The 13,956-nt window shown below is 68.3% G+C and carries 6 protein-coding genes; all 6 read left to right on the forward strand.

Annotated features, from left to right (window positions below; translation table 11 throughout):
* Window positions 1-199 precede the first annotated feature (199 nt).
* From ABZV40_RS18810 to ABZV40_RS18835, 6 genes are read left to right on the forward strand one after another with little or no spacing between them, the layout of a single operon-like run.
* Complete coding sequence (locus ABZV40_RS18810; protein WP_355442576.1) at window positions 200-880, forward strand: hypothetical protein; 681 nt, start codon at window positions 200-202, stop codon at window positions 878-880.
* On the forward strand, window positions 877-4,929 hold the full coding sequence (gene eccCa / locus ABZV40_RS18815; RefSeq protein ID WP_355442580.1) for a type VII secretion protein EccCa: 4,053 nt from the start codon (window positions 877-879) through the stop codon (window positions 4,927-4,929). The genes ABZV40_RS18810 and eccCa overlap by 4 nt, the downstream gene beginning before the upstream one ends.
* The gene (eccD, locus tag ABZV40_RS18820; RefSeq protein WP_355442583.1) at window positions 4,926-6,329 is read left to right on the forward strand and encodes a type VII secretion integral membrane protein EccD; all 1,404 of its coding nucleotides are present in this window, start codon (window positions 4,926-4,928) and stop codon (window positions 6,327-6,329) included. Before eccCa ends, eccD begins: the two co-directional genes overlap by 4 nt.
* 6 nt (window positions 6,330-6,335) lie before the next feature.
* Window positions 6,336-7,679: a type VII secretion protein EccB gene (gene eccB / locus ABZV40_RS18825; RefSeq protein ID WP_355442586.1), complete on the forward strand. Its 1,344-nt coding sequence runs from the start codon at window positions 6,336-6,338 to the stop codon at window positions 7,677-7,679.
* On the forward strand, window positions 7,679-10,531 hold the full coding sequence (locus ABZV40_RS18830; protein ID WP_355442589.1) for a hypothetical protein: 2,853 nt from the start codon (window positions 7,679-7,681) through the stop codon (window positions 10,529-10,531). The genes eccB and ABZV40_RS18830 overlap by 1 nt, the downstream gene beginning before the upstream one ends.
* Window positions 10,528-13,848, forward strand: a complete 3,321-nt coding sequence (locus tag ABZV40_RS18835; protein ID WP_355442592.1) for a right-handed parallel beta-helix repeat-containing protein — start codon at window positions 10,528-10,530, stop codon at window positions 13,846-13,848. The genes ABZV40_RS18830 and ABZV40_RS18835 overlap by 4 nt, the downstream gene beginning before the upstream one ends.
* The last annotated feature ends 108 nt before the right edge of the window (window positions 13,849-13,956 follow it).

Consider the following 13,956-nt stretch of genomic DNA (forward strand, 5'->3'; position numbering starts at 1 on the left):
TGAGCCGTGGCGGGGTGCGGAGTTGCCGGGCGTCGGTGATCCGGAGATCGGTGCCGCCCCTGGCGCGGCAAGTGAGGACTGGGCTGTGCCAAACCCCGGCACGTCAGGTCTTCCCGTCTCGGAGACCTCAGCGTGGCAAGGTGTATCCGCCCTGGGTACCCCTACCGGGGCGAACACGCCCGTCGGCACGCCTGACCGAATGAGGAGGACCGACTTCTCCGCTCTGCCGGGCGTCGAGAGTGCCGCCTGGGAGAGCGCTCAGGGTCCTGTTCCCGACGACCGTGATCGCGACGAGACGGTCGTGACCGGTGGCGCGGCTCTTCTGCCGGACCACGTGTCGGCACCGATCGACGGGGCAGGAGGAGCAGAATCCGGAACGCCGTTGGATCTCGTCGTGCCGGAGCCCTCGGACGACGGCCGGGTCGCTGTCGTGCGTCCGGACGACGCGGACGAGGACTTCGCCGCCTGGGACAGTGCCGGTGCCACGGTCCTGCCGTGGGCACTGAACTCCGGTGCGGCCGATGCCGAGGAGCCGTTCACGCCCGACTACACCTTGCGGGAAACCATGCCGTGGGGCTGGTCGGTGAACCACACCGCGGCCCGCTCGACGGCAGGCGTGACCGAGACCGTGTACGACGAGGATGACGAGCTGTTCCTGCCGCGCTTCCACTTCGACGACGACGCCCAGACCTGCGGTGGGGACGAGGAGTTCGAGGCTCGTGCGGCGGAGGCGAGGCAAGCGGAGGAGGAGGCACGCGCTGCGGAAGAGGCGGCTGCCGAGAAGGAGAAGGAACGGACGGCTGCCGATCTGCTCAGGCAGGACGACACCGCTTGGGCGGCCGGAGCGATCGCGGCCAAGAGGCCGGGCGTGATCGAATGAGCACGGTCACCGTCAAGCGCGGACCCCGCCTCGCCGGGCCGGAGATGCCCGAGGGCCAGGAGGATCTCCAGGAACCACCGGTGGTGCCGGAGTCGGCGGCACGCGACTACAACTCCGTGCTGATGATGGTGCCCATGGCGCTCGGGCCGATCGCCATGGTCCTGATGTTCTCCAACATGGGTACCGGAGGCGGCGGGTCGCCGCTGATGATCATCATGTCGGGTGCCATGGCGCTGGGCATGGTGGGCATGGCGATCAGCCAACTGGCGCGCGGCGGCGGTGAACGGAAGAAGAAGCTCAACGCCGAACGCCGGGACTACCTGCGCTACATCTCCCAGCTGCGTCGCCGTGCCAGGGAGAAGAGCGACGAGCAGCGCACTGCGGTCGCGTGGAACAACCCCGATCCGTCGTGGCTGTGGAACATCGCCACCAGTGCCCGGCTGTGGGAGCGGCGGGGGAGCCACGACGACTTCGGACGCGTGCGCATCGGTCTCGGTGTGCAACAGGCGGCGATGGAGTTCTCACCGCCGTCCACCAAGCCCATCGAGGATCTTGAACCGCTGTGCGCGATTTCCCTGCGGCGCTTCAGTGAGACATACCGGACCGTCACCGGTATCCCGATCTCCGTGGGATTGCGCAGCTTCACGAGCGTCGAGTTCGCGGGCGATCCGGACACGGCGGCCGGACTGGTGCGTGCCATGATCGCTCAGCTCGTCACGTTCCACGCACCCGACGAAATGCGCATTGCCGTCCTCACCGCGCCACAGAACCAGGCCGACTGGGACTGGGTGAAGTGGTTGCCGCACACCGCGCACCCCGCGGACCGTGACGCCGCAGGCCCGCTGCGCATGCTGACCTGTGAACACGACGAACTCATCGAACTGATCGGCACCGAGGTCACCGATCGCGGCGATCACGACAAGGCGGTGCTGCCGGGTACGGCGGAACCGTTCGTCGTGGTCGTCGCGCACCTCGCCTCCATCCCGGAGCACTCACCGCTGCTCGGACCCGGACTGCGCAACGTGGTTCTCCTCGACGCCACCGGTGCGCTGCCCGGTGGCGCGAAGGTGCTCCGGCTCACTTGCCAGGACGGTGAGGTCACCTACCCGGCTGGAGAGGACACGGGCACCGCGACCGCCGACGCGCTCAGCACAACACAGGCGGACGTGCTGGCCCGGCTGCTTGCTCCCAAACGCACCAGTGGCACGGTCGACATCGTCGACCGTCCGTTCGAGAACGACTTCGAGCTGACCACGTTGCTGGGTATCCGCGACGTGCACACGTTCGACGTCAATGCCCAATGGCGGCAGAAATCCGCGCAACGCTTCCGTCTTCAGGTACCGATCGGTGTCACCGAGGACGGCGAGGTCGTCGAGATCGACCTCAAGGAGTCCGCGCAGGGCGGCATGGGCCCGCACGGCATGTTGATCGGCGCCACCGGTTCCGGCAAGAGCGAACTCCTGCGCACACTGGTGTGCAGCCTGGCCGCGACGCACTCGTCGGAAGTTCTCAACCTCGTCCTGGTGGACTTCAAGGGCGGCGCGACGTTCCTCAACATGGAGAAGCTGCCGCACACCTCCGCGGTGATCACGAACCTGGCGGACGAGCTGCCGCTGGTCGACCGCATGCAGGACTCGCTCAACGGTGAGATGACCCGGCGCCAGGAGATCCTCAGGGAAGCCGGCTATTCCTCGTTGTTCGAGTACGAGAAGGCGCGTCTGACCGGTGGCCAGCTGCCACCGCTACCGACCTTGCTCGTGGTCGTCGACGAGTTCTCCGAACTCTTGAGCGCCAAACCCGAGTTCATGGATCTGTTCGTCTCCATCGGACGGTTGGGCCGCAGTCTCGGCGTGCACCTGCTGCTGGCTTCGCAACGCGTCGACGAGGGACGGATCCACCGCGTCGAAGGTCACCTGTCCTACCGGATCGCGTTGCGGACGTTCTCCTCGATGGAGTCCCGCAGTGTCATAGGTGTCGCCGACGCCTATGAGCTGCCGTCCGGACCCGGCAACGGCTACCTCAAGATCGACACTTCGACGTTGGTGCGATTCAAGAGCGCGTACGTGTCGGGTCCGTGCCTCACCACAGCGCCAGAGGGCGACGCGCCGAGCGAGGAAGCCATCGCCGCGCGTGAGATCGTCCCGTTCTACACCGTGCCGAACCCCAGCGCGCAGCGGCTCCGTTCCACTGCCCAGGACGACTCCGCCGAGCACGAGGCCGAGGAGAAGGCGAAGACCCCGGCCGAGGACGCGCCGAGTCTCGTCGAGGTGATGATCGGGCGTCTCGAGGGTGTCGGCCCCGCCGCACGCCAGGTCTGGCTGCCGCCACTGGCGGAGTCCCCGCCGCTGGACTCGTTGCTTCCCAGCGTGCTGCCGGATCCCAGCCTGGGCATGACGGTCGACGACCCGATGATGCGGGGCCGCCTTCGAGTGCCCGTGGGCCTGGTCGACCTGCCGTACGAGCAGGTGCGAGAACTGCTGGTGGCAGATCTCTCCGGCGCCGACGGTCACGTCGGTGTCGTCGGCGCGCCGATGAGCGGCAAGTCGACGTTGCTCCGCACGCTCATCCTCGGCCTCGCGCTGACCCACACACCGGAGGACGTCCAGTTCTACTGCCTGGATTTCGGGGGTGGCGGCATCATGTCCGTCAGCGGACTCCCGCACGTGGGCTCCGTTGCGACCAGAATGGAGCGGGATCGCGTCGTCCGCACGCTCGAGGAAGTCGTGCAAGTCATGGAGACCCGTGAGAGCGCGTTCGCCGAGCACGGGTTCGACTCGATGGCAGACTACCGCGCTGCGCGGCGCAGTGGACGGGTCGACGACCCGCACGGCGAGGTGTTCCTCGTCATCGACGGCTGGTTCACTCTGCGCCAGGACTTCGACGACCTCGAGACCAAGCTGACCGAGATCGCCGCCCGTGGCCTCTCGTTCGGCATTCACCTCGTGGTCTCCTCCACCCGCTGGTCGGAGATCCGGCCGTGGCTGCGTGACGTGCTCGGCACCCGGTTCGAGCTGAGGCTGGGTGACTCGATGGAATCCGAGGTGCAGGGCCGCAAGGCTGCGACCGTGCCGAGCCAGCCAGGGCGTGGGCTGACCAGCACCGGGTTCCACTTCCTCGCCGCGCTGCCCCGGCTCGACGGATCGTCGGAGACCGAAGACCTGGCAGGCGCCACCAAGTCCATCGTCGAGGAGGTCCGGACGTTCTGGCCGGGCCGCAGCGCTCCGGGCGTGCGGCTGCTGCCCCTGCGCCTCCCTGTGGTGGACCTGCCGAAGCCCGACGGCGACCTGCGGATCTGCCTCGGTCTGGACGAGCAGCGGCTCAACCCGGTGTGGCACGACTTCAGCGCGCTGCCGCACCTCTTCGTCATGGGCGACGCGGAGACCGGGAAGACGAACGCGTTGCGCCTGGTCCTGCGTTCGATCGTGGAGGGCTACCGGCCGGGCGAGGCCAAGATCCTCGTCGGCGACTCGCGTCGCGACCTCGACGGAATGGTGCCCGCCGAGTACAGCATCGGCCACGTCGTCAGTTCCGACGCCCTCACCGACCTCACGACCAAGGCCGCAGTGTCCCTGCACAAAAGGGTTCCCGGCCCGGAGATCTCCTCCGAGCAGCTTCGCCGCCGCGACTGGTGGGAGGGACCACAACTGTTCGTCGTCGTCGACGACTACGAGTTGCTCGACGCCGGCATGGGCAGGGGCAGCGCGATGGACACCCTGCTCCCACTGCTGGCGCAGGGTGTCCACATCGGACTTCACGTCGTCATCGCACGCAGCAGTGCCAACGCCATGCGCGGCATGATGGATCCGATCCTGCGCAGACTGTGGGAGCTCGGCACGCCGGGCCTGCTCTTCTCCTATCCCAAGGAGGAGGGCAAGTTCCTTGGTGAGGCGGCACCACGCACCCTTCCTCCCGGCCGCGCGCAGCTGGTGACGCGACGCGGCGTCAGGCTGATCCAGACCGGACTGGTGCCGGTGGGCACCACTCAGAACGACGCGGTGCCGGGCCGGGCCACAGTGCCCGCGGCCGCGTCGGGGAACGAGGGACTGTGACCGGGACGTCCGAACTCTGCCGCATCACGGTGCACGGCCCGAATGGCCGCGCCGACCTGGCCGTGCCGGTGTCGACCAGTGTGGCGGTCCTGCTTCCCACTCTGGTGCGACACGTGGTGCGCGATGCGGACCGCAAGGCCGATGGCGACGGATACGGGTCGTGGGTGTTGCAGCGCCTCGGCGAGGCGCCGTTCGACCAGGACGGAACCCCGGAGACGCTCGACTGGCTCGACGGCGAGCAGTTCTACCTCGCACGTGCAGAAGACCCGTTTCCCGAACTGGACTTCGACGATGTGGCGGAGGGAATGGCCACCGCGGTCAACCGGCTCGGCGACCGCTGGAGCCCCGAGGTCAATCGCAGAGTGTTCCTCACTCTCACCTCGATCGTCCTCGCCACCATCGCGACGTCGTTGTTCCTCAACGTCGTCACCGCTTTCGCCGCGCTGACAGCCGGCGTGCTCGCGCTGGTGCTGGGAGTGGTCGCGGTGCTGGTCGCACGTACCGTCGAGGACCGAGGGCTCGCGGCGATCGCCGGCGTCGCCTGCTGCGTGTTCGCCGGCCTGGCCGCGCTGGTCGCCAACGCGGGAGTGACGGACGCGTTGTCACTCCCGCCGTGGTCGGTTCTGCTCGGTGGCGCGGTCATGGGCTGTGCCGCTGCCGCATTGCTCTTGGTGCAGCGGCTCTTCGCGCGTGAACTGCCGATCGTGCCACTGGGCTGTGCCGCTGTCTGCGGCTTCGGCGCGATGCTCGCGATGTGGTTGCACATCGGTTTCGAGCTGACCGCCTTGCAGGCCGCGACCCTGATCATGGTCGTGTTCTTCGTGTTGCTGCTGTTCGCGCCGAAGCTCGCTACGCGGGCGGCGCGGTTGCGGGGGCCGCAGCTTCCGCGCAACGCCGACGAGATGAAAATCGACATCGAGCCGATGCCCGCCGCGACGGTCATCGCGCGGACTTCGATCGCGGACCGGTATCTCAGCGTCCTCACGATCGGCTCGTCGGTGCTCTTCGTGGTCGCGTTCTGGTACCTCCTGCGTGAACCCGAGTGGTTGAGCTTCACGCTCGCAGGTCTGCTCTCCGCCGCGATCCTGTTGCGGTCGAGGGAGTACCTCAACACCGGCCAGCGCACGGCGCTCGCGGTCGCCGGGGCATGGGGCCTCCTGCTCCTCTCGCTCGGTGTTCTCGGGGAAGTGAGCGACGCGACGCGGGTGGCCGGCACCGCGACTCTCCTGATCTGTGCACTGCTGCTGGTGATGGCGGCACTTCGGCCAGCACACCGCCGCGTTCTGCCGATCTGGCCGCACATGGTTGATGTGCTCGAGAACGTGGTCTGTCTGGCACTTGTCCCGTTCGTGCTGCACGCGCTGGGCGTCTTCGCCTGGGTTCGCGGTCTGGCGGGGTGAAGCCAAGTGCAGACCAAGAAGGACCACGTCCACGCGTACCAGGCGCTCGTCGGCCGCATGAGCGCCGCATTGTTGCTGGGGGACACCAACTACAGCGAACCACCGGCTCGCCGCGCCCTGCTCGGGCTGGTGCTCGGGCTGGTGCTCGGGCTGCTCGCGGGCATCGGGTTCTGGGTGTACGGCCTGATGTACCCCGGAGGCAACACGGCCTGGGCGAAGCCGAACGTCATCATCGTCGAGAAGGAGAGCGGTACCCGGTTCGTGTACCGGGGAGGCCAGCTCGTGCCGGTGTTGAACCACGCTTCCGCGATGCTGCTGCAGGGAGCCGGGGCGAAGATCGAGATGATCTCGCGTGCCTCGTTGCAGGACCTTCCACGAGCTGTCACGCCGATCGGGGTCCCGAACGCTCCGGACCCGGTGCCTTCACCGAAATCACTGGTGAACACGCCGTGGGTGTCCTGCCTGCCTCCCTCCGAGCTGCGAGATGGGGTACCGAGCATGAGCTTTGACACCGGCCTGCCCATGACCGCGTTCGGCAACAACGAGTACATCTGGGTCGCGTCCAAGGACGGCACTGAGTACATCGTTCGCCAGAGCGGCAAGATGAAGCTGGCGAGCCGAACGATGACTGTCGCGCTCGGCCTGGGCGCGGTGAACCCTCCGGTCGCCCCCGAGCCCTGGCTCGCCGCACTTCCCAGCGGTCCCGAACTCGACGCCGCCGACATCCCCGACCAGAACCGAAAGGTCGAGATCGGTGGCGTCCAGCGGCAGGTGGGCACGGTGTTCAGGCAGAAGGTGGGCAACGGCACCCAGAACTTCACGGTCCTGCGCGCCGACGGTCTGGCCACTCTCTCCGCCACAGAGGCCGCGTTCCTGCAAGCGTCCACTGGAAAACCCGCGGTGGAACTGGATGCTGCGTCGATCGCGAACGCACCGAGGTCGCGAGACACCTCGCTGGTCGGTCGCATTCCCGACCTGATGACGGCGAAAGCGGTGCCCGCGGGAGAGAAGGCGTTGTGCCTCAAGCAGGAGAGCAACGGAGCCGGGGTGCGCAGCACCCCGGTGCTGGTCGACCGCGACCGCGCGCGGCCGGGCGTGACGCTCAAGGGGGGAACGGGTGTGCTGGCTGCATCCGTGCCCGCTCCCGCCGCTCCCGGAGTGAAGCCCGACCGCTTCCTCATCACCGACCGCGGCATGAAGTACGCACTGACTGATGACGACACCGTGTCCGCTCTGGGCTTCGGGGGTGTCTCGCCGCGTCCAGTGCCGAGGACCGTGCTTGACCAGATCCCCGACGGGCCGACGCTGAGCCGGGCCGCCGTGGGCGTGTCCGAGAAGGGACGAGCCTGATGCGCCTGCTGACCAAACGTCAGGGCTCCGGTGGTCACGGGGACCTGGTCGGCCACGTGATCGGGAACGCGCTCGTGGTGCGTCCGAAACACCTGCTGCGCGAAGAGGTCCGTGATCTCGCACTGGGACTCGCCGCCGACGTCGAGCACGAACTGGTCGTCGTCGATCTACCGGTCGACAGTTCGTTCGCGGTGTGGGAGTCGGCCGCGAAGCTGATGCCCCGTAGACGCCGTGGCGTGCGTCTGGTGATCAGCGGCCGTTCGCGTGAGACCACCGCACTGGCTGGCCAGTGGTTGTCCGAACGGCTCAACCGCACGGTGATCGCGCCCGACGGTGCGGTGATGCGCGGCGTCGGCGGATCGTTGTTCGTCGACTCCGGCTGGGGAACGGGATGGGTCCGCTTCCAGCCGGGCAAGCCGCCGAAGGCGGACGGCAAGCGTTTTCCCCGCCCAGCCTGGGAGATCGCCTCGCCGCTGGTGGAGGTCATGCCCACCAGCGCGGGCAGTGTGGCCGAACCGTTGCCAGGCGGTGTGTGGCTGCGTCCCTGTGGCCCAGAGAGCGTTCTACGCGCACACCGCAAGCGTCTGATCGAAGCCATGCCGGCGCAGCCCGATGTGTGCACGGTGGTGCTGGGTTGCCCTGGGGCGCCTCCGATCTCGATGTACGACGTCACCCGGTTCTGGGGCTGGCTGCCCGCTGAGCTGCGCGAGCGTCTGAAACTGGTGCAGTTCGGCCCGTTCACCTTGCCTGGCAAGGACATCGCCGTCGGCCAGGCCATCGCGGACGCTGTAGGTGAGCGGATCACCTGCTACACCGGCATCCCGGTCGGCTCGCGCGCCCGGCCGGACGTGTTCACGCTGCGCGCCGACGGCACCCTGGGCTGGCGCGCGTTCGCCGAGGAACTGGTCTACGCACCATCCGGCGGCACTGCGACGGTTCCGTTGTTGTCGGCTTACCGGGAGCCGATCTTCGGCATCGAGGAGGTCGCCCCTGCCGTCTACCGGTACGCCCCCGGTGTGGTGCTGGAGGTCGTGCCAGCTGGCCTGTGGCTGCGTCCGGACCGTGAACTCCCGCACGCGCCTGCGGTGCGTTCCGCCCTGCCCGACTCGGAGCAGCACCTCGTGCTCTTCGAGGACAGCCAGGGTGAGGTGATTCGTGAAGTCGCCACGGACGTGCTCGGCAGACTGGAGGCCGCGACGCGCCGCCTGAGCGGTTTGGTGCGGGCCGATGCCGTCCTGCGGTCTCGAGCCGAGGTAGCCGGCGCGGCCATGGCGGCGATCGATCCGCCCGCGACGACGCGCGAGCTGGCCGCGGACGAGCCGGTCGAGCCGGATTCGCCGGCGGAAATGACTCTGACCATGCGGTTCGATGCCGTCCTGCCGGACGCCCTGTCCCCGATGACGGCTGCCGAAGCGGACGTCATGCGACCCTCGTGGGCACTGGAGGCCGCCGGAGCCCACGAGATCGTGGACGGGATTTCCCCCGCCGTCCTGGGGGCGGGCTTGCAGGACTACTCCGCCGTCTCCCTTGGACTCGCCGACGAGCCCGAGTCTGCGCCGGGCACACCGGAAGTCACCGACGCCCCACTTCCCACCGCCGGGATGGCGGGCGGTGCCATGCCTGCCACCCCTGTCATCCCGGCGGTGGCACAGGCGTCGGTCGCCCACCTTCCTGGCGGGCAGGGAAGTCCGCCTCCCACCCTGGTCGGTGGGCCGGCCTCCGAACGCGACCTGCCCGTGGCGACTCCGTCCGCGTTGGTCGGTGGTCTGCTTCCCCCGTTGCCACCAGTCGCGGAGGTCATCGTCGCGGGTGGGCCGGAGGTGACCGGAAGTGCGGGACCGGTTGTGAGACGCAGGCCGCGCGGCCGTTCCACCAGGTCGTCCACCACCGCGTCTCCGGCGGTGACCGAGCAGCATCCTGCCGTCGGACCGCGTTCCGGTACCGCCCAGCCCGCAGACGCCGCGCCGGAGGCGCCGCCGCTGGTCTCCGCCACCCCAGCCCGGCCGTCAGGTGAGCCGAGGGTCGTCAGCCGGATCCAGCCGACCCCATCCGCCGCCGCCGCCGCGCTGATGCCGCAGCGTGGGCTCGACGAGGAGCGCGGGTGGCTTCGGCGCACGCTGGCCCGTGAGTACGCCGCGGTGGCGAACTCGGTCAGCCGCATCATGTCCGAGCATCCCGGGTTCCACGGGGCGGTGCAGCGCAGCGCCGGGGTCCTGACCGACGCGGTGGCAATCCGGCTCTATCTGTCCGGTGAGGGCGACCAGCTCGACCTGGCGCTGCGAACGGGAGCAGTAGGGCCGCACGTTCCGTTCGCGCGATGTGTGGTGTCGGGGTTGAGCAGGCTGCCGTCACACCGGGGCGCGGCGGTGTTCGCCACATCACCCACCGAGAAGGAGTGGGAGCTCTACCGGAGCAGGAAGCTCTTCACCGAATGGGGTTTCGTTCACGCCTTGAGCCAGCCCTGCGTCACGCAGCGCGGTGCCAACGAGGTCGACGTCGTCCTTTGGTCGATGACCGCGCGGCGGACCAGGCTGCTCGAACCCGAGCGGCATCCGACAGCTGACCGCGTGTTGTTCGTGCCAGGTACGAGCTTCAAGGTGCTCGATCTGGTCGAGCCGAAGGACGGCGGACGCGGGCAGGTGCTCCTGCGCGAGCTCGCCGCCGGTGAGATCGACTCGTCCGGGCGGGTCGCCGAGAACCGGGCCTCGCTGGACGAGCTCGCCCTGAACTCGCTGCGTCGCTCGATGGAGTCCTGGAACAAGGCCACGCCCGAAACACGGGTCCCAGAGGCTTCCGAAGGCAGGTTCAGCCTGCTGCCCGGCCTGGTGCGAACGAACGAGGAGGAACGATGAACCGCCAGCTGCTGGTGGTCGGTTCGGACCGGCCCGGTGGTTACCCGACGATCGGTGCCGCCCTCCGGGAGGCGCGCGACGGGGCGACGATCAGCGTCCTGCCTGGCCGTTACGACGAATCCTTGGTCGTGACGCGGATGGTCACCATCACCGCCGAGGAGGGACCCGGCACGGTGGAGGTCGCGTCCGGCACCGGAAGCGCGGTGATCGTGGCGGCGACAGCGGCCCGATTCTCCGGATTGATCTTCCTCGGCGAGGACGAGTCGGTCGCCGTGCTGGACGTCCAACGCGGCGAGGTCGCCCTGGATGACTGCGAGGTGCAGGCGACGGCTTGGGCCGCGGTACTGGCACGCGGCGAGGGGTGTGTGGCGCTGCGTGGTTGCTACGTCACGAACACCACGGGTGCCGGTGTCGTCGTCATGTCGCCGCTGCCCAGCAGCATCGAGGACACCGAGATCGCCGACGTGGAGTCCTCGGGTGTCGTCGTGGCGCAGGACGGAGTTCTCGCGCTGCGCCAGGTGCAAGTGCGGAATGCCACAGGGAACGGTGTCTGCGTCAACGGCAGCGGACGCCTGATGGTCGAGGATTGCGAGATCTCGGAGGCCACCAAGCCCGCCCTGGTGGTGGAGCAGGAAGCTAGTGCCGAGGTCCGAGGCCTGAAGGTCGTCCAGAGTGCCGGCCTCGATCTCTACGTGCGCAGCACGGGCGAGGTCCTGGTCGAGAAGTCCTTGTTCACCGGGGCGGGTGTGCAGTCCGCGCACATCGCGGCCGGTTCCGGAACATTGCTGCGCGACTGCCGCTTCGACGGCGCCGGCCGCAACGCGGTCTACGTCACCGGCGGCGCGGAGCCGCGGTTCGACAACTGCGCCATCACCGCGAGCCCGGTCGGTGTGATGGTCGAGGGGGCGTCCACTCCGGTGTTCGTGGCGGTGTACATCGAGGGCAGCTCGCACGGCGCAGTGCTGGTCGATGGCGAGTCGTCGGTGCGGTTCAGCGAGCTCCACGCTGTACCGAAGTCCGGTCCGGCGGTGACGGTCCAGGGGCGTTCACGTCTGGCGCTCACCGATGCGGTGATCAAGGTGTCCGGCGCCGCAGGGCTGTCGTTCCTGGAGGACTCCCACGGCGAGGCGAACGACCTGCGTGTCACGGGAGACGTACCTCACCTGGTCACGCTCGCCAGCGGAGCACGTGGCGAGTTCACCTCGATGTTTTTGCGCGGCGGTGGTGTCGGCATCGAGGACTCCGTCGTGTCCATCCAGGACAGCGAGGTGGTGGAGGCGGAACAAGACGGTATCAAGGCAGGTGCGGGCAGCGTCCTGCAGGTCGTCCGATGCCGGGTCCGGTCGTCTCGGCGGCATGGCGTGCATCTGCTCAGCGGTTCACGTGGCGAAATGCGCGGATGCGAGATCACCGGCAGCGCCGGGGACGGGATGCTGCTGGACACCGAGGAGGCCGTGACCGTTTCCGACTGCACGAGCACCGGCAACGGAGGCAGCCCGGTACGCGTGGCCGTCGAGCACGAGCGGCTGACGGTCACCGGCCTGGTCACCGATCCAGCGCCGCAGACCTCGGCGCGGCCGAAGGTGGTCGCGGTCGACGCCCATCGTCCGCTCGACGACCGGCCCACGCTGGAGGGCGCCATGGGCGCGGAACTCGAGGGCCCGCTCGCCGAGCTCGACACGCTGATCGGCCTGGAAGGGGTGAAGCGTGAGGTCCTGGGGCTGATCAACCTGATCAAGATGGCGCAAAAGCGTCAGCAGATGGGCCTGCCGATGCCTCCCATGTCGCGGCATCTGGTGTTCGCAGGACCTCCCGGCACCGGTAAGACCACGGTCGCCCGTCTCTACGGCGCTGTGCTCGCCGAGCTCGGCATTCTGGAGCGCGGCCACATGATCGAGGTCGCGCGGTCCGACCTGGTCGCTCAGTACATCGGCGCCACCGCGATCAAGACCACCGAGGTCGTCACCAAGGCGATGGGTGGTGTGCTCTTCATCGACGAGGCGTACACGCTGTCGAGCGGATCCGGTGGCAGCGGTCCTGATTTCGGTCAGGAAGCCATCGACGCACTGATGAAAATGATGGAGGACCATCGCGACGAGATCGTGGTGATCGTGGCCGGCTACTCCGATCTGATGGAGCAGTTCCTCGCCTCCAACCCCGGTCTGGCCTCCCGATTCTCCCGCACGATCGAGTTCCCCAACTACAGCGTCGACGAGCTCGTCACCATCACCACGAACCTCTGCCGCAAGCACTACTACGAACTGACCGACGATGCGGTGGACGCGCTCACCGAATACTTCGAGCGCGTGCCGAAGAACGACACCTTCGGCAACGGTCGTGTGGCTCGCAAGCTGTTCGAGGCCATGGTGAACAACCAGGCGTCACGGCTTGCCGTGGAACCACCGGACAAGGACACGGAGTTCAGCAGACTCACCGGCAAGGACCTCGCCGCGGAGATCTCTGCGCTCGGCGAGGCCGCGCCTCGCGCGGTCACACCGGACGCCGCCACGAATCCCGTGGGCGCGGTCGAGGCAACGCTCGGGTGGCAGCGCATCCTCGGGCTTGCGGGACTGGACGGTGTGCGCGAGGCCGCTGGACGCACGCTGGTGGACCTCTGCGGCCTCAAGGCGCGGAACAAGGGACCTGGTCGCCGCGCGAACGTCGTCCTGGCGGGCAGACGAGGCATGGGGCGGAGTGCTGTCGCGAAGCTGTACGCGCAGAGTCTGGTGGAGCTGGGCATCGTGCGCACAGGCCACGTCACGACGTTGTCGCTGGGCCGGGATCTGTGTCCGCGCTGGCCTGGACAGGCACAGAGTCTGGTCGGCAGCGCGTTCGGCGAGGCCAATGGCGGTGTGCTGCTGCTGGAGACCGACGGAGACTGGGCGGCCGACTCTGCGGACCAGCGCGCCGAGGCCGTGGACGCGTTCGTCGACGCAGTGCGGCGCGGTCCGTCCGGCCCGGTCGTCGTGATGTCCGGCGACCTCCGATCGCTGGGCCGCCTGTTCGACGTTTCGGCGTCGATCGTGGAGTGCTTCTCGGAGCAGTGGGACCTCGGGGACTACGAATCGGATCAGCTGATCGAGCTCGCCGTGCGACAGTTGGTCCGCTGTGGGCACGAAGTGCCTGCCGCCGTGGCCGACGCCCTGTACGGCCTGCTGGCAGATGGCCAGCCCACTGCGTGGGAGGCACACCAGCTGGCCCAGCGTCTCGCCACCACGGCCGCGTCGCGCACGCTGACTGAGGCGGATCTGCACGCGGTTTCCATGTTCGCGGGGCCTGCTCTGTCACGGGATGAAGGTCTCGCTTCGGTCAAGTGACGTGGCCCGGGACGGATTCCACCTGCTGTCGTGAACATGGCGAACTGCCCTCGTGTTCACGACGACTGATCAATGGAGCAGAAAAATGGTGTGACGGACCCTGATGAT

The organism is Lentzea sp. NPDC004782, assembly GCF_040609115.1.
Taxonomy (GTDB): Bacteria; Actinomycetota; Actinomycetes; order Mycobacteriales; family Pseudonocardiaceae; genus Lentzea.